This is a genomic window from Nostoc sp. (genome assembly GCF_036917135.1).
GTDB lineage: Bacteria > Cyanobacteriota > Cyanobacteriia > Cyanobacteriales > Nostocaceae > Nostoc.
Map to the genome: position 1 here is coordinate 14,908 of NZ_JBALEA010000061.1, position 25,632 is coordinate 40,539.

Annotated in this window: 14 protein-coding genes; 6 read left to right on the forward strand and 8 right to left on the reverse strand. The window is 43.1% G+C overall.

Going from position 1 to position 25,632, the window contains the following annotated elements:
* Positions 1 to 193 precede the first annotated feature (193 nt).
* The 4 genes from V7K50_RS18015 (at position 194) to V7K50_RS18025 (ending at position 4,027) form a co-directional block, all read left to right on the forward strand.
* Complete coding sequence (locus tag V7K50_RS18015) at positions 194 to 571, forward strand: DUF6632 domain-containing protein (RefSeq protein ID WP_334962331.1); 378 nt, start codon at positions 194 to 196, stop codon at positions 569 to 571.
* Between the two features lie 435 nt (positions 572 to 1,006).
* Positions 1,007 to 2,077: an aldo/keto reductase gene (locus V7K50_RS18020; RefSeq protein ID WP_334962333.1), complete on the forward strand. Its 1,071-nt coding sequence runs from the start codon at positions 1,007 to 1,009 to the stop codon at positions 2,075 to 2,077.
* Between the two features lie 426 nt (positions 2,078 to 2,503).
* Complete coding sequence (locus V7K50_RS30755) at positions 2,504 to 2,590, forward strand: hypothetical protein (protein WP_442944625.1); 87 nt, start codon at positions 2,504 to 2,506, stop codon at positions 2,588 to 2,590.
* 111 nt (positions 2,591 to 2,701) lie between these two features.
* A complete protein-coding gene (locus V7K50_RS18025; protein WP_334962335.1) occupies positions 2,702 to 4,027 on the forward strand; it encodes a DUF58 domain-containing protein in 1,326 nt (441 codons plus the stop codon).
* Positions 4,028 to 4,314: 287 nt separating this feature from the next.
* On the opposite strand, the gene V7K50_RS18030 is transcribed toward V7K50_RS18025, so the two are convergent.
* The 3 genes from V7K50_RS18030 to V7K50_RS18040 form a co-directional block, all read right to left on the reverse strand.
* A complete protein-coding gene (locus V7K50_RS18030) occupies positions 4,315 to 5,049 on the reverse strand; it encodes a class I SAM-dependent methyltransferase (protein WP_334962337.1) in 735 nt (244 codons plus the stop codon).
* Positions 5,050 to 5,061: 12 nt separating this feature from the next.
* The gene (locus V7K50_RS18035) at positions 5,062 to 6,141 is read right to left on the reverse strand and encodes a sulfonate ABC transporter substrate-binding protein (protein ID WP_334962594.1); all 1,080 of its coding nucleotides are present in this window, start codon (positions 6,139 to 6,141) and stop codon (positions 5,062 to 5,064) included.
* A 313-nt stretch (positions 6,142 to 6,454) separates the two neighbouring features.
* Positions 6,455 to 7,372: an Rpn family recombination-promoting nuclease/putative transposase gene (locus V7K50_RS18040; protein WP_334962339.1), complete on the reverse strand. Its 918-nt coding sequence runs from the start codon at positions 7,370 to 7,372 to the stop codon at positions 6,455 to 6,457.
* Between the two features lie 341 nt (positions 7,373 to 7,713).
* Between V7K50_RS18040 and V7K50_RS18045 the strand changes: the two genes are divergently transcribed.
* Positions 7,714 to 8,274, forward strand: coding sequence for an ABC transporter permease (locus V7K50_RS18045; protein ID WP_334962341.1), 561 nt, complete (start codon positions 7,714 to 7,716; stop codon positions 8,272 to 8,274).
* 3 nt (positions 8,275 to 8,277) lie between these two features.
* On the opposite strand, the gene V7K50_RS18050 is transcribed toward V7K50_RS18045, so the two are convergent.
* Together V7K50_RS18050 and V7K50_RS18055 are read right to left on the reverse strand one after the other, a co-directional pair.
* On the reverse strand, positions 8,278 to 9,687 hold the full coding sequence (locus V7K50_RS18050) for a collagen-like protein (protein ID WP_334962343.1): 1,410 nt from the start codon (positions 9,685 to 9,687) through the stop codon (positions 8,278 to 8,280).
* Between the two features lie 192 nt (positions 9,688 to 9,879).
* On the reverse strand, positions 9,880 to 10,902 hold the full coding sequence (locus V7K50_RS18055) for an NADP-dependent oxidoreductase (protein ID WP_334962345.1): 1,023 nt from the start codon (positions 10,900 to 10,902) through the stop codon (positions 9,880 to 9,882).
* A 491-nt stretch (positions 10,903 to 11,393) separates the two neighbouring features.
* Here V7K50_RS18055 and V7K50_RS18060 point away from each other — a divergent pair, with 491 nt between their 5' ends.
* Complete coding sequence (locus tag V7K50_RS18060; protein WP_334962347.1) at positions 11,394 to 17,999, forward strand: HAMP domain-containing protein; 6,606 nt, start codon at positions 11,394 to 11,396, stop codon at positions 17,997 to 17,999.
* On the opposite strand, the gene V7K50_RS18065 is transcribed toward V7K50_RS18060, so the two are convergent.
* Genes V7K50_RS18065 through V7K50_RS18075 form a run of 3 tightly spaced genes read right to left on the reverse strand, consistent with a single transcriptional unit; the run spans position 17,988 to position 25,584 of the window.
* The gene (locus V7K50_RS18065) at positions 17,988 to 18,227 is read right to left on the reverse strand and encodes a hypothetical protein (protein ID WP_334962348.1); all 240 of its coding nucleotides are present in this window, start codon (positions 18,225 to 18,227) and stop codon (positions 17,988 to 17,990) included. The two genes, V7K50_RS18060 and V7K50_RS18065, sit on opposite strands and share 12 nt — an antisense overlap.
* A complete protein-coding gene (locus V7K50_RS18070) occupies positions 18,220 to 18,432 on the reverse strand; it encodes a hypothetical protein (protein WP_334962350.1) in 213 nt (70 codons plus the stop codon). Before V7K50_RS18070 ends, V7K50_RS18065 begins: the two co-directional genes overlap by 8 nt.
* 36 nt (positions 18,433 to 18,468) lie before the next feature.
* Positions 18,469 to 25,584, reverse strand: coding sequence for an AAA family ATPase (locus tag V7K50_RS18075; protein ID WP_334962352.1), 7,116 nt, complete (start codon positions 25,582 to 25,584; stop codon positions 18,469 to 18,471).
* Between the last annotated feature and the right edge of the window lie 48 nt (positions 25,585 to 25,632).

Genomic DNA, 25,632 nt, shown 5'->3' on the forward strand with positions numbered 1-25,632 from the left:
AAGTTTCTAGGTAACGCATATTTAATTTTTGGAGATGTCTCCACTTGCATTCACAATTGAATCAGTTTTAAACCACAAAGAGCATTAAAATTTCTAACACTCTAAAGTTGAAGTGCCACTAGTGGGAATACAATCAAAAAATTATACAGTTTTGTAGTAGAGACTGCACTAAAAAATAGCGGAGGTTAAAGCAATGGATGAGCGCGATCGGTATTTACGAATTGCTCTGGTTATTTTTGGAATAGCTTTTTTACTTATCTATCCGCTAACTCAGGTCTGGGCATCAGGCTGGTTATGGCAACCAGGTCAGCACGAATACGAACAGATGATCATTGGTGTTTATGCGACACTTGGTGTCTTTTTGCTTTTAGCTTCAAAGCAACCAGAAGCTCACCTCAGTTTAATCTGGTTCACCATCATATCAAGTGCAGTCCACGGGCTAATCATGGCGGTACATGCAGTAATTGACCCTGTTGAACAGGGACACCTGTTTGGTGATGTTCCAGCATTGTTTTTGGTAGCAATTGTCCTTGGCTCTTTAGCGCCCCGCAAAGTAGTGTCAAGTACATGAACGCGCATAAAATGTCTGTGTATTTCCCACAATTGAAGAGATACAGCACATTTCAGTTAAATGAAGTACATATATAACGCGATGTGCAACTTATTCTTGAAACCCCTCTCCAAACCTCTCTCCGCTTCGGGGAGAGGCTTTAAGTCTTTCTCCCCTTCCCTTGTAGGGAAGGGGCTGGGGGTTAGGTTTGAGAGCAAGTTGCACACCGCGTTATATAAAACCCAAAACCTTGTAGAGACGTAGTAGTGCTACGTCTCTACGTGTATTCGATTAGAGCGCAATCTGTTGTAAGCATCTGCCGTTATGAATACATCAACTTGCATTGTGAATATATCTTGCGGAGTATGTTTGAAAACACACTTTAGTTAGAGTCTTTATGCAAGATTGCCGTGATAGTATACGGCTCATTCTTGTTGTTACTTGTAGGACAAAATTATGGAAATTAGTAGACGCAGCTTGTTAAAAACTGTTTCTGCTTCGGGATTAGTGGCAGCAGGACTTGCAGTTTCGGAAGGATTTTTGCAACCGATTCTCGCTCAAACAAAAACTGTTGATGAAAATACTCAACTGTTAGCCCAAAGTTCAGCCACTCCAACTCGACGTGGCGAAATGTTATATCGCCACCTTGGACGCACCGGAGAACAAGTATCTGTGATTGGCTTGGGGGGGTATCACATTGGAAAAATTTCAGAAGAGCAAGAAAGTATTAAGTTAATCCGCAGCGCGATCGATCGCGGCATCAATTTTATGGATAACTCTTGGGACTATAACAACGGACGTAGCCACCGTTGGATGGGAAATGCTCTTAAGAATGGTTATCGCCAAAAAGTTTTCCTGATGACAAAAATCGATGGTCGGACCAAAGGCGCTGCCAAAATGCAGATTGATGAATCACTCAAAGATTTGCAGGTCGATCACATTGATTTATTGCAACATCATGAAATACTACGCTTTGAAGACCCCGATCGCGTTTTTGCTCCTGGTGGCGCAATGGAAGCAGTTTTGGAAGCCCAGAAAGCGGGCAAAATTCGCTATATCGGTTTCACAGGACACAAAAATCCTCTGATTCACCTGCAAATGCTGGAAACTGCGGCACAAAATGGTTTCCACTTTGATACTGTGCAGATGCCTTTGAATGTGATGGATGCCCATTTTAGAAGTTTTGAACATCAAGTTTTACCTGTGTTAGTGAAAAACAACATTGGTGTGCTGGGAATGAAATCTATCGGCGAGTCTTACATTCTCAGAAGCAACACCGTCAGTGCAATCGAGTGTCTGCATTACGCAATGAATTTGCCAACGTCAGTGGTAATTACAGGCATCGACAGCATGGGAATTTTAGACCAGGCGTTTGAGGCAGTCCGCACCTTTAAGCCAATGGATCAAGCACAAGTTACAGCACTGTTAGCGCGGACTCGTGACGCAGCAGCTAAAGGGCAGTATGAACGATATAAAACTACAACCCAAAATGATAGTACAGCCATGAATCCAGCTTATCTTGGCTAAATATTAATTCGATTTTTTTGAAGTAATAGTTGTAAAAAATATAGACAAAGTTCACAAACTATTATTGAGTAATCCTCTTGATTTAAAAGATGCATCAATTTACGTCTATTGTCATTAACACCGCTTCCAACTTCTTTAACTATTCTGACAATCTTATAGCCTCTAGCAGTGCAATAAAATTCAATATTATCAGGGCGGGCGAGACGCCCACCCCACAATCATATTGAAAAAATATTAGTGCAAATTAAAGGCGCAACAGCTTAGAGGTTGAATGAACAAGTATTTCGCTGTGACTTTAGGCACTTTAGATTCCCCCTAACCCACGCCAGTCGCTCCACTTGGGGAGACCCCAAGACCGCGCTGGCTCCCCTTAAAAAGGGGGGAACCGGAATCAAAGTCCCCCAATTGAGCGGAGGATTAAAACGCATGGCACTGGCTGAGTCGGCAATGGAGAAGTTGAAGAGTTATACTTTTCCTGGCAACGTGCGCGAATTGCAAAATACCTTGGAATGAGCAGCGATTCTCTCTGGAGGACGAACGATCTTGCACGAATATCTTATTTTTAGCCAACAGGATGAGACATGAATAACAATATATCTAACTCCTAACCTCTCACTCTCAAAAATGGTTCCTTCCAGACGAGTTTATTTATTGTTGGTTTTGGGCATAGCGATCGCTCTGATCCTATCTTTATTTCTCGCAATCAGAGCGGCGATCGCCATCACTATACTATTTGATGTCGTAGTTTTAATATTAATGGTTGTAGATGCTTTGCGGGTGCGGCGTTCTCGCGTGCAAATTACCCGCGAATTACCATCACGATTATCTATTGGGCGAGATAATCCCGTGGTGCTGAAGGTGACATCGGCAAATACCAACGCCAAAATTGAAATCCGGGACTATTACCCAACAGGATTTGGTGTGTCTGCACCTGCATTGGTTGGTACTGTTCCTAGTAACAGCACTGAGGAATTGAGGTATACCATCCACCCAACACAGAGGGGAGAGTTTCCTTGGGGGAATATTCAAGTTCGACAGTTGGGACTTTGGGGATTAGCTTGGGATGATTGGCAAATTTCCCAAAGTCTGCCAGTGAAAGTTTATCCTGATTTAGTGGGATTGCGATCGCTCACAATTCGTCTGACACTGCAATCATCAGGATCAATGCGCCAATCTCGGAAAACTGGTATTGGTACAGAGTTTGCCGAACTGCGAAACTATCGCACTGGTGACGATTTGCGGTTTATTGATTGGAAAGCTACCGCCCGTCGGGTTGGGGCTTATGGTAATGCAACCCCATTAGTGAGGGTTCTGGAACCAGAACAGGAACAAACATTACTAATTTTACTTGATCGTGGACGGTTGATGACAGCAAAAGTGCAGAGTTTGCAGCGATTTGACTGGGGTTTGAATGCAACTTTATCCTTAGCTTTAGCAGGATTACATCGAGGCGATCGCGTGGGTGTTGGTGTATTTGACCGCCAGATGCATACGTGGATTCCCCCAGAACGCGGTCAACATCATTTAAATCAGCTAATTGATCGCTTAACTCCAATTCAACCAGTGTTATTTGAATCTGATTATTTGGGGGCGGTGACAAATGTTTTGCAGCGACAAACTCGCAGGGCGCTTGTAGTAGTAATTACCGATTTAGTTGATGTTACTGCCTCTACAGAACTCCTGGCTGCACTCTCTAAGTTAGCACCCCGCTATCTCCCCTTTTGTGTGACTCTGCGAGATCCGCAAGTTGATCGTCTAGCACACACCTTCACAGATGATGTTGCAGGTGCTTACACCCGTGCAGTGGCACTCGATTTATTAATGCAACGACAAGTAGCTTATGCCCAACTGAAACAAAAAGGTGTATTAGTACTAGATGCACCAGCAAATCAAATTGCCGATCAGTTGGTTGAGCGATATCTGCAACTCAAAGCACGAAATCAACTTTAGTCATTTGCCATTTGTTATTTATTATTGTTCTCTTTTACATCTTTACAATAAAATCTGTAATTCTTTTCGTTTCCTTTTTTACTAAGCGATCGCGCCTATTTTGTTCTAGTCTCAGAGGTTGTTTGAAAAGTTTTTCCCTATGATTTTAATTGCACTGTTACCCCCCTTAATCCCCCCGATGTATTGGGGGAAATAAGAACACCCTAACCCTCGCCAATACATACGGGGAGGGTTAGGGTGGGGTAAAAAATATTTGATACATCAATCATGACTTTTCAAACATCCTCTCATACTGATTTACGAGCAATGAATGCTGCATGAGCTTTAGGCAGATTGTATTCACCATAACTACGCACAATCTCAACTTGGAAACCAATTTTACGAAGTTTTTGTGCAATATCTGTGGCTTCATATAACTGCTGATAGTGTACTTCGTGATCCCGTCTGTAGTATTCTCCCACTTTCCGAAAGGTGATAATTCGACGGGTGAGTATCCCCTGCTTTTGCTCCTCATTTTTTTCGACGAGTACTATCCAATCGTCTCCTTCATTGAATCCCTTCGTTGTGATTCCCTGTGCAATCTGTCCTGGCTCGGCAATATCGAAAATTAAGACACCTCCAGAAACCAAAGCTTTGTATATGCGCTCAAATAGATCAACTAGCATTTCACCAGAGGTATCTGAATCAAACAAATAATTAAAGCATTCACTGATGGATATCACAGCATGACACGGTAGAATTTCAGCTTTAAAAAATGATTCGACTCGAAACTCTGCATTTGCTACTCTTTTGCGAGCAATGGCAATCATTGACTCAGAGATATCAATTCCGAGAATACGATAATTAGCCTTTGTAAGTTCTTGTGCTGATATTCCACTTCCACACCCCAAATCTACCACTAGCCCGTCCTGTATTCCACTCTGATTCAGGATTTCGATAATGCCAGGAGTAGATTTGAGAGCGTAATTACTATAACCGACATCATGGATATATGCCAGATCGTCCTTGTACCACTCTTTCATATTGCGACTCGTCTATTTATTCACTTTGCCTTGCCAAACGATTTCCTTAATTTTGATTTCTTTCGGAATCAATTTAATTTTGTAAAAGGTATCTGCAACCTCTTGTTGTTTACTAATCACTTCATCTGTGAGTGGAAGTACATCATACTCACGTCGCTTTTCTGCTATTTCCAACACAGGAGCATCTATACCCAAAGCAGGGGAAAGAAATTTAGCAACTTCACTAGGATTATTCTTTGCCCAGTTACTAACTTGCTTCACCTGATCTAGAACTATTTTCAAGGCATCCGGCTTGCCATCAACAAAAGATTTTGCGGCCAGATAATAACCACGATTGGGAGCTAATCCCGTTGCATCTGCTAAAGTACGTGCGCCTGTTGCTGCTTCTGCTGCGGCTAAGTACGGGTCCCAAATTGCCCAAGCATCAACCTTTTTTCCCTCAAAGACAGCACGAGCATCGGCGGGAGTGAGACTTACTCGTTGGATGTCACTGTACTGTACTCCTGCCTTTTCCAGTGCTTTCACCAATAGGTAGTTAGCATTAGAACCTTTGGCAAAAGCAACTTTTTTGCCCTTGAGTTCAGCTACACTTTTAATAGGTGAATCCTTGGGCACTAGAATGGCTTCAGCCTTGGGACTCCAAGGATCGTAGGCAACATAAACCAAAGGAATCCCCCCAGCTTGAGCAAATATAGGTGGTGATTCTCCGGTATAGCCAAAATCAATACTGCCTGCATTCAATGCCTCTAGGAGTGGGGGACCAGCAGGAAATTCCGACCAAGTTACGGAAGATCCGGAAGCTGCAAAGGCTTTCTCTAATTCTCCTCTCGCCTTCAGTGCATAGAGGACAGTTGATGCCTTCTGGTAACCTATATGAACTGTAGTACCACTAGCTGCTGGACTTGGGGCTTGGCTTGTCTGCGGTGTGGCAGAGTTGTTGCTTGCACTTGGGGAACAAGCAGAGAGAGCCAAAGTTAAACTAAGTCCCACTGCAAACAGTAGGGAAAAGGTGCGGATTCTTCGTTGTTGGAACCTCTGGAGGAAGGCAAAAGCTATACCCAACAATCGGATTGGAGAGAACTTAGTCAACATCATCACTCTGCTTTCAGGGGGAAATAAATATTAGACTTCAGTAAACCTACGGTAAAACACCGATAAGCTTATTGACTTACCGTATTATATTGCAATCCGGTTGGGTTAAGAAAAATTGCTTTGTTGGGTTTCGTTCCTCAAACGCCACTTGCTTCTCCCCCAGACGCTGCAAGTAGCAAGATCCCCAGAGGAGTACAAGTCAGGAAACCCGCACAACTTTTCAAGACTAATTTTGGATTGGAAATAGCTATTTTGATGAAGTTGGCTTGAGGATGAGACAGCAACAAGCTGCCTTGCCAACTTGATAATTGTACTACAAAAGCTGCCTCAATTCCTCAACTGAGTTTACAGTTTTGATAGCTTGTTGAATTGCTTTCAATCGCTGTAAATCTGTAATTTCAGAGATAATTGGCATTAATTCCAAGCCAGGATTGCCAAATTTTATCTCTAATGATGTCTCAAGACCCGTCTTAATTCCACGAGCTTCTCCACGGGCTTCGCCACGGGCTTCGCCACGGGCTTCTCCACGGGCTTCTCCACGGGCTTCTCCAAGGGCTTGTCCAAGGGCTTCGCCTTCGCGTAAAATTTCTTGATACCAAGGTGATTCGCGCAACACAGCCATATCCCACCTCATAATTTCTTTAACTAAGGCACTCTCTAGTACAAAAGTAGCAAAAAAAGCTAAAACTGTTTCGAGTTGGTTTAATTGTTCATCTCTACGCAAAATTTGCAATGCTTGTCGGATGGTTGACTCATTTTCACCACCTTTGAGAATTGGGACAAAGGGAAGCAATGATGGTAAAGATTGTTCAAATACAATATTTACATCAACCTCCCACAAATTAATGACGCGATAATCTTGATGTGCCCTGATTCCTGCAACATTTGATGTGTAAGTTGTTGGAATTTGCGTGTCACTTGTTTTCAGGATATTGATGAGTACGGGGTATGTTGGTAAATTATACTTTTCTTCTGCTAAAGAAGCATACGCACGCATTCGGCGGGGCATTTTGGAATTATAGCGTAATTGTAATTCGTTGACAATTAAAAATTCTCCGTCTTGGGGACTTTCAGCGCGGATTAAAACATCACTTTCTCTACTTATCCATTGAAATTCCGAGTTGAGAATTTCCCCAACTGTGACATCGGGAATTTGAGTTACCCATTTCACCCAGTTGTCGGGTGCAAGGCTAATCAAGCGTTTGGTGCTGACATCTGCGGGTTTGGTCATCGGGAGTAGCTGCACTCATCTATAAGAAATCATACTAAGGTATCTATACAATCATTAAGCAAGTAAATTCGGGAAATTGTATTTAATTTACTAATCAGGATTTGCTTTTCTGATAAAGTTTAGGAAAGCCAAGTTTTACCTCTTCTTTGTACAACTACTATCACATCACATCGTAATAATACCTAACTTTGTTGATTATTCATCAAGGAGGATGAAAATATAAACATCTTGTATTAATCAAAGACAAAGTGTAATCAAAGACACTTTATTATTCGCCATTTCGTGTTATTGCCGCAGTATTTACAAGTATTTTTCATGAGAACTGAGGCAGAGAAAATAATATGTTTTTAGACATTTTGGCCAGCCTGCAACGGTTATTTGTGGGTTACATTCCAGCCGTGATTTTGGGTAGCTTCATCGGATACTTAATAGGTATGAATAGCATGATTTATCAGCTATTTAGGCTGATATTTCAGATACCACATAGTATCCCTCCTATAGCTTTGTTACCTATTGCCCTAATAGCATTTCCAGAGAGCGAATCGGCTGCTATTGTAGTAGTTTTTCTGGGAACTCTCTGGACGATGATTATTAATATGGCAATAGGTATGCGACATTTCCATAGACAGAATAATAACTTTAGAGTAGCTATATTTCATATATTTCATGCCTTGAAAGTTAGCATTTGGGTGGCCTGGTTTATAGTTATTGCCACAGAAATGTTAATCGGTCCAAAAGGACTTGGCTTTACCCTCTGGGATGCTTATAAAGCTGGCAATGCTGATTACATAATCCAGGTGATCATCTACATCGGTATTATTGGCTTTTTGCTGGATCAGTTACTAGATTTTGCAGCCTATATTCTCTCGCAAATGGTTTCAGATGGGAAAAAGTCTTCTTAAACTTTATCTAGGCTTGCGGATTGCACCCTGCCAGCTAATAGTTTGCTTGGCAGAACGTATTCCCAAAGAACGAGTTGCTACTATTTCAATATCAACGTTGACACCAGGGCGTAAAGCTTCGTCAGGAATTTTTAGCTTGCCCAAAGCTAGAGTAAAACGGTTGTAGTCACGAGTCACAAGTTCGTTGGGAATATCACCTTCATATTCAGTTTTATAGCCAGAAAAACCTTGCAAGCTATCCTGTGTGCGGAATTTTACGCGAAACTGAGTATTAATGGCATCAGACTTTGCTGCCAAATCGACTATTTTTAAGTTGAGGTTTTGTCCTGCATCGGCAAATTCTGCCACAGCTAACCGGGTGACATCTTTCTTAGAAATGGCATGGTTAACTGTAAATGTTGTTAAGTTAGCTTCACTTTTGGTGCTACCCTCAACCCATAATTCCTCAGAAAAAGTAATTTCTACTTGTTTGCTGTCAGTTAAATTCAGTGTTACAGCTTGATTGCCAAAGTTGGTGATGGGTTGTCTTTCTTGCCAAACTATTTGAAAAGCCTCTTCTAGACGCTGTTCAAACTCAAGGTAATCATCTGCGATCGCAGCACCAGGCGCAAGTAGAGAAGCTGCACCTTTGCGAAGGTTCCACTTGTTCTTCGAGAGGTGAAACTGTTTGTTTGTCAGTTCAGAAATCGCTAGCTGCACAGTTGGACTATCAGCTGCCAAAGCTTTCTTGCTATTGACAATACTCAAAGTTCCTAAGCGCCCTTGGCTACCATCGCTGCCATCACTGCCATCTCGCCCATCGCTACCGTCTCTACATCTATAAACCTTGTCAGTACACTGATAATCAGGGCTACCAGGAGTTCCCTTACAGGTTTTCACTTCCCAACTCCGTCTGTGACAGTTACAACCCTGGGTACCGTTGCCACCTCTACCGCCCCGCCCGCCTTCCCCACCAGTTGCCCGAACGGAAATGTTTCGCAAGTCTGCCAAATTGCTGTAATAGACAGTGAGGGAACCACCATTTCCCCCATCTCCTCCTTTGCCACCGTTACCGCCATTACCACCATTTGGGGCATTTATGTCGTGGCTGACGTCGTAGGCATCGCGTTGATCGTGACAGTCAGGTTGATAACCATGTTCTCCGTCTTCTCCGTCTTCACCATTTTTACCGGACAAGTCAAGATTCACAGATGAACCATTGACAAAAATATTTTGGTTTTCACCACTGCGGCCTTCTCTACCCAATCGCCCATCGGTTCCTGTGCGTCCATCTCTCCCATAATTTCTGGCTACTTTATAGTATTCGTCAGAGGCAAAGGCTGGACATAAAACTGAACCAGATGCAGGCAAAAAGCTACTAAATAAACCGAATATCAACAGTAGGGGCAGCTTACTTCTAAAATCATTGTGCATCTAGTTATACCTAAAACTTTAGTTGAATTATCTACTCCTGACGCTGACTTCCAACAATTTGCTCCCTTTTATCAAGTGGTATGCCAAAATGTCGCCCATTTGATTTACAAACGAGAGCCTCAGATCCGCGATTTCTAATCGCTAGGTATATTTGCACTGATTGAGATGCTCCCTGCCCAACTTACTAACCGATTAAGTTGCTGTTGGATCGTCATTAACCTTAACAATCAGCTTGCCAAAATTATCACCTCGAAGTAAACCGATGAATGCACCAGGAGCATTCTCTAAACCATCAACTACATCTTCTTTATACTTCAGTTGACCAGACTTTAACCATCCAGAAACATCATGGGAAAAATCATCAAACCGATGTTGATAATCACCAACTAGAAAACCTTTAATCAAAGCCCGTTTGACTAGCAGTGGTCTTAAATTAGGCCCTGGTGGAGTAGATGTGGCGTTATACTCCGAAATCAAACCTACTAGTGGAATTCTGGCTCCCAGGTTGATCTGCTGCAACACGGCTTCTAAAATCACACCTGCTGTATTGTCATAATAAACATCAATGCCATTAGGAGCAGCTTTTTTGAGCGCTGAATCAAGTTCTTGGGTTTTGCGGTTAATGCCAACATCAAAACCTAATTCCTTAACTATATAATCCCGCTTATCGTCACTCCCAACAATTCCTACTACTCGCGCACCTTTAATTTTGGCAATTTGACCTGCTACTGCACCGACAGCACCAGAAGCGGCTGAAACCACAACAGTTTCACCTTCTTTCGGTTGACCAATATCAAGCAGAGCAGCATAAGCAGTCAGACCAGGCATACCCAGTACACCTAGATTATAGGATAAAGGTGCTTGAGTGGGATCAAGTTTACGCAGCGTTTCACCCTTAGATACAGCATAAGTTTGCCAACCGTTACTGCTAAGAACGAAATCTCCTACTTGAAATTGAGGATGATTTGATTTAATTACTTGGCTGACTGTACCACCGACAATAACTGAACCCAACTCTAATGATGCAGCATAAGACTGTCCTCCACTAATGCGACCACGCACGTAAGGGTCGAGAGATAGATAAATGGTGCGACTAAGAATTTCACCTTCACCAGGTTCGGGAGTTGGTGTTTCTACTACAGCAAAATCGCTATCTTTTGGTTCGCCGACTGGACGACTTTTGAGGATGATTTGTTTGTTAATTAAATCAGACATAAGTTATTTTCCTCTACATTAATCTGAAAATCCGTGGGCATACAGATGTGTACGCCCCTTCAAGAAATATTTCTACCTTTAGTTTGACACTTACGAAAAAATATTATCAGTAAGTCAACTTAGAGGATGTTTGAAAAGTCCTCTTCTCGGTAAAAAAACGTTTACATCCCCCTAAGTCCCCCGATAAATTGGGGGACTTTGACTCCGGTTCCCCCCTTTTTTAAGGGGGGTTAGGGGGGATCAAAACGTTGTGGGGCTAGGTTCTAAGACTTGTGTGTACACCGTAGCCTTTTTAAGGGGAGCCAGACTGGCGTGGGTTAGGGGGGATCAATGAGTGCAAAGATACAGCCAACTACTTTTCAAACAACCTCTTAGGGACAAAGATTTGTTGCTATAAAGTTAAAAGCACTGATCAGAGTTAAAATCAACTTTCTGATTTGAGAAAACCTTTTTAAACACGAAAACCCAGAAAATTTTTTAGAGATTAAGCTATGGCAACCGAACAGTTGACTAGAGACAGCGACAATCTAGATTTAAATCAGCTACTAAGAACGCTGAATGCTGTTAAACAGGGTGACTTCTCGGCTCGGATGCCCATAGACCATACTGGCGTGGCTGGGAAAATAGCTGACACGCTCAATGATATTATTGATCAAAATGAGCGGATGGCGGCCGAACTACAGCGAATTGGTAATGTTGTCGGCAAGGAAGGCAAAATTGCCGATCGCGCCTCTCTCGGAGATGTTCGGGGTTCTTGGTCAGATTGTGTTACTTCTGTCAATACTCTGATTACAGATTTAGTTCAACCAACAGCTGAAACTACGCGGGTAATTCGGTCAGTCGCCAATGGTGACTTATCCCAAACGATCGCTACACAAATTGACGGCAGACCTCTCCAAGGTGAGTTTCTCCAAACTGCTAATATCGTCAACACGATGGTAGATCGGCTCGGTTCTTTTGCGAGTGAAGTAACGCGGGTAGCGCGGGAAGTGGGAACTGAAGGGAAGTTGGGCGTTCAAGCCGAAGTGCAAGGTGTGGCTGGCACTTGGAAAGATTTGACTGATAACGTTAACTTGATGGCGGGTAATCTCACCGGACAAGTTCGCAACATTGCCGAAGTTGCCACTGCGATCGCTAATGGTGATTTATCGAAAAAAATCACTGTGGATGTGAAAGGCGAAATTTTGGAGTTGAAAAACACTGTTAATACAATGGTGGATCAACTTAATTCTTTTGCAAGTGAAGTGACACGAGTTGCCCGTGAGGTGGGAACTGAAGGGAAGTTGGGCGTACAAGCAGAAGTTAAAGGCGTTGCAGGTACTTGGAAGGATCTTACAGATAACGTTAATTTGATGGCAGGAAATTTAACCGCCCAAGTGCGTAATATTGCGGAAGTGACAACGGCAGTAGCGAATGGCGACCTTTCCAAGAAAATCACTGTTGATGTCAAAGGCGAAATTTTAGAGTTGAAAAATACCGTCAACATCATGGTGGATCAACTTAATTCCTTTGCATCGGAAGTAACACGGGTGGCGCGGGAAGTGGGTGCAGAAGGTAAATTAGGCGGTCAAGCAGAAGTGCGCGGCGTCGCGGGTACGTGGAAAGATTTAACTGATAGTGTGAATTTCATGGCGGGAAGCTTGACGGCACAGGTGCGGAATATTGCCGAAGTGACAACGGCGGTGGCAAATGGCGACTTATCCAAAAAAATCACTGTGGATGTGAAAGGCGAAATTTTAGAGTTGAAAAACACGATCAATACAATGGTGGATCAACTCAATTCCTTTGCATCAGAAGTAACGCGGGTGGCGCGGGAAGTGGGAACTGAAGGTAAGTTGGGCGTACAAGCGCAAGTGCAGGGAATCGCGGGAACTTGGAAAGATTTAACTGACAACGTTAACTTAATGGCGGGTAATCTTACCGGACAGGTGCGAAATATTGCCGAAGTTGCGACGGCGATCGCTAATGGTGATCTATCTAAAAAAATCACCGTCGATGTCAGAGGTGAAATTCTCGAACTCAAGAATACCATTAATATCATGGTAGATCAACTCAGTTCCTTTGCAAGTGAAGTGACGCGGGTGGCGCGTGAGGTGGGAAGTGAAGGTAAACTGGGTGTGCAAGCCGATGTACGCGGTGTGGCTGGCACTTGGAAAGATTTAACTGACAGCGTGAACTTCATGGCGGGAAGCTTAACGGCACAGGTGCGGAATATTGCCGAAGTCACTACCGCCGTCGCAACTGGCGACTTATCCAAGAAAATCACCGTCGATGTCAAAGGTGAAATTCTGGAGTTGAAAAATACGATCAACACAATGGTAGATCAACTCAATTCTTTTGCCAGTGAAGTAACACGAGTTGCCCGCGAAGTGGGAAGCGAAGGTAAACTAGGCGTGCAAGCAGAAGTACGCGGCGTGGCTGGTACTTGGAAAGATTTAACTGATAGCGTAAACTTTATGGCGGGAAGCTTGACGGCACAGGTGCGAAACATTGCCGAAGTGACTACCGCCGTTGCAACTGGCGACTTATCAAAGAAAATTACCGTCGATGTCAAAGGTGAAATTCTGGAGTTGAAAAATACGATCAACACAATGGTAGATCAACTCAGTTCCTTTGCCAGTGAAGTGACGCGAGTTGCCCGTGAGGTGGGAACTGAAGGTAAATTGGGTGTACAAGCGGAAGTGAAAGACGTTGCCGGCACTTGGAAAGATTTAACCGACAGCGTGAATTTCATGGCGGGAAGCTTGACGGCACAGGTGCGGAACATTGCCGAAGTAACAACTGCGATCGCTAATGGTGATTTATCCAAAAAAATCACTGTTGCTGTCAAAGGCGAAATTCTCGAACTTAAGAATACCATCAATATCATGGTAGATCAACTCAACTCCTTTGCCAGTGAAGTTACACGGGTGGCGCGGGAGGTGGGAAGTGAAGGTAAACTGGGTGTCCAAGCAGATGTGCGCGGCGTGGCTGGAACTTGGAAAGATTTAACCGACAGCGTAAACTTCATGGCGGGAAGCTTAACGGCACAGGTGCGAAATATTGCCGCCGTCACCACCGCCGTCGCAAATGGCGACTTATCTAAAAAAATCTCTGTTGATGTCAAAGGTGAAATTTTAGAGTTGAAAAATACCGTCAACACAATGGTAGATCAACTCAATTCTTTTGCCAGTGAAGTAACGCGAGTTGCCCGTGAGGTGGGAACAGAAGGTAAACTGGGCGTACAAGCCGAAGTTAAAGGTGTAGCCGGCACTTGGAAAGATTTAACCGACAGCGTAAACTTCATGGCGGGAAGTTTGACGGCGCAAGTGCGGAATATTGCCGAAGTTACCACGGCGGTAGCAAACGGCGACTTATCTAAAAAAATTACCGTTGATGTGAAAGGCGAAATTCAAGAGCTTAAAAACACCATTAATACAATGGTGGATCAGCTAAATTCCTTTGCATCAGAAGTTACCAGGGTTGCCCGTGAGGTGGGAACGGAAGGTAAATTGGGCGTACAAGCCTACGTCAGAGGCGTTGCAGGAACTTGGAAAGATTTGACGGATAACGTAAATTCGATGGCGGGGAACCTCACCGGACAAGTTCGCAACATCGCCGAAGTTACCAAGGCGGTAGCTAATGGCGACTTATCGAAGAAAATTACCGTTGACGCCAGAGGCGAAATTTTGGACTTGAAGAACACCACCAATACAATGGTAGATCAACTCAGTTCCTTTGCCAGTGAAGTAACGCGGGTGGCGCGGGAAGTGGGAACTGAAGGGAAGTTGGGCGGACAAGCCCAAGTCCAAGGTGTTGCCGGGACTTGGAAAGATTTAACTGATAATGTTAACTCAATGGCGGGGAACTTAACGGCACAAGTACGGGGTATCGCCAGAGTTGTCACCGCAGTTGCAAACGGTGACTTGAAGCGGAAACTCATGTTAGATGCTAAGGGAGAAATTGAAACCTTGGCAGAGACAATCAACGAGATGATTGATACCCTCGCAACATTTGCCAATCAAGTAACCACAGTGGCGCGGGAAGTGGGAATTGAAGGGAAATTGGGCGGACAAGCGAGAGTCCCTGGGGCGGCTGGAACTTGGAAAGATTTGACAGATAATGTGAATGAACTGGCTGCTACATTGACAACTCAGTTGCGAGCGATCGCAGAAGTTGCTACAGCTGTTACTAAAGGTGATTTAACTCGCTCAATCGCCGTCGAAGCACAAGGGGAAGTTGCCATCCTCAAAGATAATATCAACCAGATGATTGCCAATCTGCGGGAGACAACGCAGAAAAATACCGAACAAGATTGGTTAAAAACTAACTTAGCCAAATTTACCCGAATGCTCCAAGGGCAGCGAGACTTAGAAACCGTATCTAAACTAATTCTCTCAGAATTAGCACCCTTGGTAGGAGCGCAACACGGTGTATTCTTCCTGATGGATTATTCTGTTGAAAATACGCCCTATTTGAAATTAATTAGTAGCTACGCTTACCGCGAACGCAGACATCTAGCTAACCGCTTCCAATTGGGTGAAGGCTTGGTGGGACAATGCGCCTTAGAAAAAGAGCGAATTCTGCTGACGGAAGTACCGAACGATTATATCAGAATTACCTCTGGTTTAGGAGAAGCCACGCCCCTGAATGCCGTAGTCTTACCTGTACTCTTTGAAGGACAGGTGACAGCAGTGATTGAATTAGCATCCTTCCGCCGCTTTAGCGAAATTCATCTGACATTCTTCGACCAGCTTACCGAAAGTATCGCGATCGTCCTCAACACGATCGCCGCATCCATGCGAACTGAAGAATTACTCAAGCAGTCGCAATCTTTGGCTGAAGAACTCCAAACCCAGCAAAGCGAACTCCGGGAAACCAACAAGCGTTTAGAACAACAAGCCCAATCACTCAAAACTTCCGAAGATTTACTCAAAGGACAGCAAGAGGAACTGCAACAAACCAACGCCGAATTAGAAGAAAAGGCAGAGTTGTTGGCGATGCAAAAGAAAGAAGTGGAGCGCAAAAATCGGGAAATTGAACAAGCAAGAGTATCTTTGGAAGATAAAGCTGAACAACTCGCCCTTTCCTCAAAATACAAATCAGAATTTCTTGCCAATATGTCCCATGAACTGCGGACACCGCTAAATAGCTTGTTAATTTTGGCGAAATTGTTGACAGATAATATTGATCGCAACCTTACCAGCAAGCAAGTCGAATACAGCCAGACAATTTATTCAGCAGGTAATGATTTGTTGACCTTAATCAATGACATTCTGGATCTCGCTAAAATTGAATCTGGAACGATGTCTATTGACATGACCCAAATGCCATTGGTAGATTTGGGCGAACAGGTTGAACGCACCTTCCGACAAATCGCTCAGAGTAAAGGACTTGTCTTTGCGATTGAATTTACTCCCGAATTGCCAAACACCATCTATACAGATGTCAAACGCTTACAACAGGTGTTGAAAAATCTCCTCTCCAACGCTTTTAAATTTACAGAGAAAGGAGAGGTGCATTTACAGATTGCGGTAGCCAAGCAAGACTGGAGTTCTGACAATCAAAACTTAAATCGCGCTCAAATCGTCATTGCCTTCTCAGTCAGCGATACAGGCATTGGCATTGCCCCCGAAAAACAGAAAGTGATTTTTGAAGCATTTCAGCAAGCCGACGGCTCTACCAGTCGCAGATACGGTGGTACTGGATTGGGCTTATCAATTAGCCGCGAAATCGCCCGTCTATTTGGCGGCGAAATTAAACTCATCAGTCAACCCGGTCAAGGTAGCACCTTTACATTCTACTTACCACAATTCAGTCCTGAGTCAACATCAACACAACTCAGCACTCCTTACTCAGAAACGCGATTAATCGGGTCTAATACAGACGCGATTAATCGCGTCTCTACAATGATTAATGACGATCGCACTACGATTGAAACAGGCGATCGCGTTTTACTAATTGTCGAAGATGATGTAAATTTTGCACGTATCCTTCTCGATATGGCGCAACAACAGGGATTCAAGGTAATCGCTGCCCAAACCGGTAGTACAGGTTTGATGCTAGCGCAGCAATTCCTACCTTCAGCCATTTTACTAGATATTCGGTTGCCAGAAATGGATGGTTGGACAGTATTGGATCGTCTAAAACATGACCCAAATACTCGTCATATTCCCGTACATATCATGACTGTTGAAGAAGGGAGACAACGCGGTTTACAACTAGGTGCGATCGCATATCTGCAAAAACCTTTAACTAGCGAGACAATATCCGAGGCGTTGACCAAAATTAAAGGTTTTGTTGAGCGCCAGGTGAAAAATTTATTGGTAGTCGAAGACGACGAGACTCAACGGCGTAGTATTGTTGAGTTGATTGGCAACAGCGATGTTTCGATCATTGCTGTAGACACTGGTGCAGCAGCCCTAGAGGCCATTCGCACCCAGCATTTTGATTGCCTTGTCCTCGATTTAGGGCTACCCGACATGACCGGCTTTGAACTGATTGAACAGATCAAGCTTCTACCTCACGGCAAAACTTTGCCAATTATTGTTTACACAGGTAGAGAAATTAGCAAAGCTCAAGAAACGGAACTCAGACGAATTGCCGAGACAATCATTATTAAAGATGTGCGATCGCCCGAACGTCTTCTCGATGAAACGGCATTATTTTTACACCGAGTCCAGGCAAATTTACCAGCCCCAAAACGGCAAATACTCGAACAACTGCATTCACAAGACTACTTACTCACAGGCAAAAAAGCCCTAATTGTAGACGACGATATGCGGAATATCTTCGCCCTGACCAGTATGCTGGAGCGTTATCAAATCCAAGTTTTATATGCTGAAAACGGCAGAGAGGGAATCACTCTGTTAGAAAATACACCAGATATTGATGTGGTTTTGATGGATGTCATGATGCCAGAAATGGATGGTTACGAAACAACACGCGTCATCCGCCAAAAGGATCAATTTAAATCTTTGCCGATTATTGCACTGACCGCTAAAGCGATGCAAGGCGATCGCGAAAAGTGTATTGAAGCCGGCGCATCAGACTACATCACCAAACCCGTAGATACTGAGCAATTGCTTTCACTGTTGCGTGTTTGGCTATATCGTTGATACTATCGTAAAACCTTTACTGCATTTTTGAATTAACAGCCAACGGTCAGAGTCTTTGTCCAGTGCTGGCTTGAGGCGAAAATTAAAAACATCCTCCCACACCTCTATTCCGTGAGTAGAAGCAAAATCAATCTCAAGCTCTTTAAAACGTGGGTAGTCCCGTTCGCTGATCGCAGTCAGCATAGGAAGTAAGGCGGTTAACGGTATTTGGGTTGCTGTCTCAGTCATCTGGGTAGTCCTCAAAAATACAAATTATTGGTAGAGGTTCGTCTTCTGTATCGATTATTTCGACTAATCGTTTACCTATGTTTCTGGCTATTCTTTTACAGCGTTCCTCGGATGCTGCTGCTGACCATTGCCTAGTTTCTTGGAAGGGATCAAATTTACCCTGAGAGCGTCTTATACCGTCGTTTGGCTGTTTTTCTTGGGTCAAATTACCTCCTTAATTGTAACCTGCTATATTTCACCATCATGGCAAATTAGGAACCAATGACACGATCGCTTTCACCAATTCCTCTGGATCTACAGGCTTGGAAATATGCAGTTGAAATCCCACAGCGATCGCTTGCTGATAATCCATCTCACCAGCATAAGCAGTTAAAGCGATCGCCAGAATTTTCCCGCCTCGCTCTGATTCCAGACTCCTCACCTGTCGCATCAGCATATAACCATCCATTTCTGGCATCCCAATATCGCTGATAATCAGATTTGGCTGGGATTGACTCAGTGCAGTTAAAGCTGCAATGGCTGAGGCGACGGTGGTAACAGTTGCACCATACTGATTCAGCATGAAGGACAAAAACTCTCGCATATCTGCATCATCGTCCACCACGAGAATCTCTAAGCCAGACAAGGGCGAGGATTGAGCCGCCACAAGTGAGGAGTGATCTTTTGTATCCTTGATTCCTTTGCTTTCATTCTGTAAAGATGAAAATCTGACAGTGAAAGTTGCTCCTTGCGCTTCCCCCAGACTTTCTGCTTGCACAGTTCCCCCGTGAAGTTCTACAAGATGGCGAACGATCGCTAAACCTAAACCTAAACCGCCAAATCTGCGAGTTGTAGCCCCATCTGCTTGACGGAAATAATCAAACACATAAGGTAAAAACTCAGGCGCGATCCCCTTCCCTGTGTCAGTGATGCAGATTTGTACCTGGGAGCCAACTTGCTGTAATTTAATTTTTATCTGTCCCTCGCTAGGAGTAAACTTAATCGCATTAGAAAGGATATTCCAAAAAACTTGTTGCAATCGATTGGCATCGCCTAAAATTGGCCATACACCAGATTCAAAAATTGTCTGAATTTGGATAGACTTAGCCTCCGCCGCTAAACGCACTGTCTCGATCGCAGCTTCAATGACTGATACCAAATTAATGCGGACAAAGTTGAGATTAAGTTTACCCTGAAGAATGCGGGAAACATCCAGCAAATCTTCAATTAATTGGGTTTGTAACTTGGCATTGCGCTCAATGGTTTCTAAGGCGCGATCGCTTGTAGCTTGATCCAGCTTACGGCTCCGCATTAGTTTTGCCCAACCCAGAATCGGGTTAAGTGGTGTTCTCAATTCATGGGACAGCACAGCTAAAAATTCATCTTTGACGCGGTTTGCACTTTCAGCAGCGCTTCGTGCTGTTCGTTCGGCTTCGTAGAGATGGGCGCGAGTGATGGCTTGGGCGCATTGTTGAGCAACAGCCAAGATAAATGCTTGATCTTCGCCACTAAGTTGTTGAGGCTGGGCAAATCCCAAGCTGATACCACCAACTGCCGAACCTTCTACCATCAAGGGAATAGAAATCCAGGCATTAAAATCATATTGGGCGTACACTTCTGCTAAATGTGGGTAACGATCTACCCGATTTTTTGTTGTTTCAGCCCAAATAGGTTTCCCAGTCCGCACAGCTTCTGCTAGGGGAAAGGGGGAATCGATGGCAAAATTACGCCAATTATTCACCAAATCTTCGTTATAGCCAACTGCTCGGACAATTTCTAGTTCAGTTTTACCTTCATTTAACAAGGCGACGAGGGCAGAACTGCCTCCCAAGGCAGCCATGCTCTGCTCTACAATGACTTCAGATACTTGGGCTGGTGTCAGCGATTCTGAAAGAGCCGCCGTAATCGATTGAAGACGAGCAATGCGCTCCAATGCTCTTTCTGCCGTTTTTTGTGCTTGCTGCGCTTCTTGGTAAAGGCGGGCATTATCAATGGCGATCGCTGCTCGATGGGTAATATCCTCCGCTAGTGACAAGTCAGCCGTACTATAACGACGTTCTGATTCCGCAGTCAAAAAGGAAATGGCACCAAAAATTCTTTCACGTGCCACCAGGGGTAAGATTATACAAGACTTTAAACCAAGCTGACGTATAATCCTGAGATGTTCTGCGTCTGGGATAGCTTCTACCAGAGCTGCATCTGGAATTTCAGTTACCATTTCACCAACTCCTGTACGCAACACTTTCGGCACACCTTGAGGTTCATCCAACTTTCTCGGATAACGCTGATGAACTTCCCAACCGAGTTTCACTTTCTCTGGATTGCGGTGAGCAACTGCTACCCGATTAATTGATTGGTTCTCTTGCAGCAGATCAACGCTGCACCAATCGGCGAAATAAGGCACAACCAGGTTGGCCACACTTGCTAGTGTGCTTTCGTAATCGAGGGAAGAGGCGAAGGTTGCACTGACTTGAGCCAAAAATGCTGCTCGTTGCTGATCGGCTTCGGCTTCGAGTCGGGCAGTTTGCTCTTGAATCAGTTGGATACGTTCGGCTTCAGATTGTTTGCGCTCTGTGATATCAAGCACAACACCACTCATGTGTGTGGCTTTCCCAGCTTCGTTGAAAAAGGCTTTTCCGCGACAGGCTACGTAGCGGATACTGCCGTCATCGTGAATAATTCGATATTCTAAATTATGCTCCACACCTTCGTTAATCGCTCGGCTCAAGGATTTAGCCAGCAATCCTCGATCATCTGGATGCAGCCGAGCTAAAATTGTTTCGGAAGTGGTAGTAAAGGTTTCAGGCGTTACCCCAAATAGTTGATAAATCTGCTCATCCCAGTTAAAGCGATCGCTGGCAATATCCCAACTCCAAACACCGATTTTACCAGATTTCAACGCTAGGTTGAGTTGTGCTTGGCTGTCTTCTAAACCTTGATAAAGACGAGCATTTTCTAGAGAAATAGCAATTTGAACTGTCAATATTTCCAGTACCGAAAGTTTCTCCTGCGTAAAAGCACTGGAGATGAGATTGTTTTCTAAATATAATATACCAAGTAATTTCGACTGACGAGCGATCGGCAAACAAAGTACAGATTTAGGTTGTTTTTGAATTACATACTCATCTTTTGAAAACAGATGATTATGCTCAGTGGCATTCGCCAAAATCACAGCTTCTTGAGTTCGCTGAACATAATTCAGCATTGATTGTGGAATCAACTGGGAAATTTCACCATCTAATACAGGTCGATAAACATTGAGCTTTTCTGCTTGGAGATTAACCTTAGCTTCTACTTCGATTACCAGATTTTGCTCGTGTTCAAGCAACAAATAACCGATTTCTGCTCCTGCTTGCTCGATCACAATCTGCATTAATGTTTTCAACAACCGCGAAAGAACAATTTCACTACTTATGGTTTGAGAGGCTTTAACTACTGATAAAAAGTCTAAATGTTCACCTGTGGTGATAAACGTTCCATTAGAGACAAGCTGTTGTCGTGGCAATAGCACAGGATAAGATTCTTCGAGGTGCTTAATTTTAGCAAATGCTTCCCAACGCACATAGCTATTTTTAGCTGCTTGCAAATAGGTTTCGGCAATTAATTCAAACTCTCGCTCCAAGTAAAACTTAGCACTTAGCTCATTAGCCAAAGCTTCATATTGCACAAATCCCTGCTCACGCGCTGAAGCAATTGATTGCTCATACAGGCGCATTGCTGACAAATCTCTACCTTGAATCCGAGCTATTTCCGCAGCGACTAATTGAGATTTGTGCAAGAAGTTTGCCGGGCAGTGGTTAGCCCAGTATTGCAATTGCTGCTGATGCAATTCTAGGGTTAATAAAAACTGTTCTTGCTCTTGATCAGATACTGTTGGATAAAGAGCCGTGAGAGTCAGTGAGTAATATAAAATATAATCTGTTTCAATTGGTAATGCCAGTGTCGTCACTGGAAAATTGGATAATTCTAATGCACAAGTAAGCGCCTCTGGATACTGTTGATATGTGAAAAATATAATTAATTTGATAATATGATAAAAAATAATTCCACTGAGAAAACCTGCATCTTTAATCACAGAAAAGGCCTGTAATTCATCAAAATCATCATCACTTAGAGTCAGATTTTGGTGAGTCAGTCCCCGCAGATTCATCAGTAACATTTGTTGTAATCTAATTGTCTGATAGACAGCTTCATGTTTAGATTGGCGGGCAAACACGGTATATTTTTCGAGAGATTTGGCTGTTTCCGTAAGTGAAGAGCCTAACTGGATAATTTGCCAGGAACTTTGATAGCCGTTGTAGTTTGCCATCGTCACATCACCTGCTTCTACACAGCCAATAAATCCGCGCTCTAAAAAGGGAATGTCGGTGGCAATATGGTTACACCAAACGTTGATATGACTTCCATGAATGTGCAGCACAACTCCTCTAAGTTTCAAGTCATGTAACTTTTCATTTAATTTAATTGTCATCTCAGAAAATGCGTAGCCTGTAGGAATATCATGGAAGATAGAGACTAACAACATGGCATACATACTGTAAGCAAAACAGGAATCTTCCGTATTCCCAAACTTGAGTGAGTAGTTAACGGCTTTAAGTACAACTAAGGGAAAGAGATCAGGTCTACCGAGATAAGTAGGTGGCCCCAATGTTGTCAACAGACTAATTAGTGTCTTAATATTTGGATCTTCGATTACCGGAGCATTAATTAAATCAGAGACTTGTCTATCACCTAAATTTATTAATACCTGGCTTTTTTCAATTGCGATGGCACTTTGCACTTCCTCATTTGAATCAGGAAATATTACCCAAAAAAGTTTTAAAGCTTCTAATCCCAATGTCAGCGCCTGTTCATACCTCCCTGCAACTTGATAGAGTCTAATTTGCAGCATATAAATATTAGATTCATCCAAATGAAATTTGGCTTTGAGCAGTAATAGTTGAAATAATTCTTCCGCTTGTTCTAAATTTCCGGTTAAAAATTCACACTCAGCCAATTCTCTAAACAAAGTAAATGTTTGTTCATATTGTTCAATCCAGGCATCTTCAGCCAAAAGATTCATCGCCACACTAAAAAATTTTTTCGCAGGAGTGTAAGCTGTGGAAGCTTTTGCTTTTTTCCCAGCAATTAAATTCAATCGGACTAATTCATCTTTTTCTGTTTGTTCAACAATCAGATCCACTGCGAGATTGAGTTGATTGACTAGATCAAAAATTTGCTCGTTCACTTGTTCAGGACTAGCATTTTTCAGCAAAATTTGCCCAATCTTTAGGTGAACAGCCGACTTTGATTCATCGGCAATTAAGGAGTATGCAGCTTGTTGAACTCGGTCATGGTAGAAGCGATAGTTTTTATCAACAGTTTCATCTGACTCAATGGAAATAATTAATCCTCTTAAAATTGCTTCCACAAGTGCATTTGCCGTTTCTTCAATAGATTGTTCGCCAACGTTCACATCGTGTGCGCCCCGCGCAATCGCTAAAACTTCTAAATCAAAGCGATTACCAATACAAGAGGCTAATTTAAGCACCTCTTGAGTTGCTTTTGGCAATTTTTGCATCCGCCCAATCATCAAACTAACAATATTATCTGTAATACCTTGGGCTTCAATCTCATCTAGATTCCATTGCCAAACACCATCTTGGCGATTAAAATTCAGCAGGTTTTCTTGATGCAGTGTTTTGAGAAATTCATTGACAAAGAAAGGATTACCGTCAGTTTTTTTGAGAATTAATTGGGCGAGGGGTTCTACTTGTTCTGCTGAACTATGCAAGGTATCAGCAATTAATTGATTTACATAGACAATATTCAACGGAGTCAGGGGAATTTCAGTCGTTCTTGCACCATGCTGTCGAACTTTATCCATCATCAAATTGAAGGGATGTACAACATCTATTTCGTTATCCCTATACGCCAAAATGAAGCAGAGATATTGAATACTAGAGCCAGTAATAATAGTTTGAATTAAATTCAAAGTAGCGGTGTCTGCCCACTGCATATCATCTAAAAAAACAGTGAGTGGATGCTCTTTTTGAGCAAAGACGCTGATAAAGTTTTGAAACACCAAATTAAATCGGTTTTGAGATTCAGCAGGCCCCAACTCTGGTATATAAGATTGTTCTCCAATAATGAGTTCAACTTCTGGAATTACATCAGTGATTAATCTACCATTGTTCCCTAATGCTGCTTGTATTTCCTTTTTCCAGGTAGCAAGTTTATTTTCAGGTTGCGTTAAAATTTGTCGCGCGAGTGTTTGAAAAGCTTGAACAATCGTGGAATAAGGAATATCTCGTTTGTACTGATCAAACTTACCAGAAATAAAAACGCCGCGTTCTCTGACAATGGGCTTGTGAATCTCCTTTACCAGAGAAGATTTACCAACTCCAGCATAGCCAGAAACTAACACGAGTTCTGCTTTACCTTGACTAAGAACTCGTTCAAATGCTTGTAAAAGCTGGACAATTTCTGATTCTCGTCCATACAATTTTTGAGGAATTTTAAAGCGTTCTGAGATATCTTGCTCACCCAAAATAAAGGATTGGATTTGTTCGTTTGTTTCTAATTGCTTTAAGCATCTTTCCAAATCAAATTGCAAACCTAAAGCGCTCTGATATCTCTGTTCTGCAACCTTAGACAGCAATTTCATCATGATGTCACAGAGCATTTGGGGAATATCAGACTTCAGTTTTTTCGGGGATGGCGGAGATTTAGCAATATGACAATGCACCCACTCTAAAGGGTCTTTACCTTGGAATGGTAGCTGACCTGTGAGCATTTCATAAAAGGTGACTCCCAGAGAATACAAATCGCTGCGATGGTCAATTCCTCGATTCATCCGCCCGGTTTGCTCAGGTGACATATAAGGTAAACTGCCTTCAATGCGACTGGAACTGCTAACTATTTGCTGTTGGTAGGGAATGAAAGCAGCAATTCCAAAATCGGCAATTTTGACCTGATTAGTTTCGAGGTTAACTAAGATATTTTGCGGCTTAATATCCTTGTGGACAATGTGATGAGTGTGGATTTGGGCGAGTTTGCTGGTAATTTCAATGGCAATTTTCAGAAAGGGAATAGGCTGTTGAAATTGGTCTAGAAATTGGTCGAGCGATCGCGCCTGAAAATCCTCCATAATTAAATAAGGGATTCCCTGGTGCATTTCCAAGGCGTAGACTTTGACTGCTGCGGCGATATTTAAGCTTTGGGCGATCGCATACTCATGTTTGAGTTGTTCAATATTATTGGGTGTACACTGTTCTGGACGTAGCCCTTTGATAATTACCGGACACTGATCTTTAACCTTAATTCCACGGTATATGACTGCTTTTACCCCTGCTTTTAACAAAGTGACAATTTTAAATCCGGGTAATGCAATCATCATGCCAAATACTCCAGCCGTGGTTCTTCAGGGATAATTCGAGCTTAATTG

Excerpts from the sequence above, each read along its gene's own strand:
- V7K50_RS18030 (WP_334962337.1), bottom strand. The coding sequence starts at position 5,049 with ATGAAAGAGTGGTACAAGGACGATCTGGCATATATCCATGATGTCGGT.
- V7K50_RS18045 (WP_334962341.1), top strand. The coding sequence starts at position 7,714 with ATGTTTTTAGACATTTTGGCCAGCCTGCAACGGTTATTTGTGGGTTAC.
- V7K50_RS18055 (WP_334962345.1), bottom strand. The coding sequence starts at position 10,902 with ATGTCTGATTTAATTAACAAACAAATCATCCTCAAAAGTCGTCCAGTC.
- V7K50_RS18025 (WP_334962335.1), top strand. The coding sequence starts at position 2,702 with ATGGTTCCTTCCAGACGAGTTTATTTATTGTTGGTTTTGGGCATAGCG.
- V7K50_RS18040 (WP_334962339.1), bottom strand. The coding sequence starts at position 7,372 with ATGACCAAACCCGCAGATGTCAGCACCAAACGCTTGATTAGCCTTGCA.
- V7K50_RS30755 (WP_442944625.1), top strand. The coding sequence starts at position 2,504 with ATGGCACTGGCTGAGTCGGCAATGGAGAAGTTGAAGAGTTATACTTTT.
- V7K50_RS18035 (WP_334962594.1), bottom strand. The coding sequence starts at position 6,141 with ATGTTGACTAAGTTCTCTCCAATCCGATTGTTGGGTATAGCTTTTGCC.
- V7K50_RS18065 (WP_334962348.1), bottom strand. The coding sequence starts at position 18,227 with ATGACTGAGACAGCAACCCAAATACCGTTAACCGCCTTACTTCCTATG.
- V7K50_RS18060 (WP_334962347.1), top strand. The coding sequence starts at position 11,394 with ATGGCAACCGAACAGTTGACTAGAGACAGCGACAATCTAGATTTAAAT.
- V7K50_RS18015 (WP_334962331.1), top strand. The coding sequence starts at position 194 with ATGGATGAGCGCGATCGGTATTTACGAATTGCTCTGGTTATTTTTGGA.
- V7K50_RS18020 (WP_334962333.1), top strand. The coding sequence starts at position 1,007 with ATGGAAATTAGTAGACGCAGCTTGTTAAAAACTGTTTCTGCTTCGGGA.
- V7K50_RS18050 (WP_334962343.1), bottom strand. The coding sequence starts at position 9,687 with ATGCACAATGATTTTAGAAGTAAGCTGCCCCTACTGTTGATATTCGGT.
- V7K50_RS18075 (WP_334962352.1), bottom strand. The coding sequence starts at position 25,584 with ATGATGATTGCATTACCCGGATTTAAAATTGTCACTTTGTTAAAAGCA.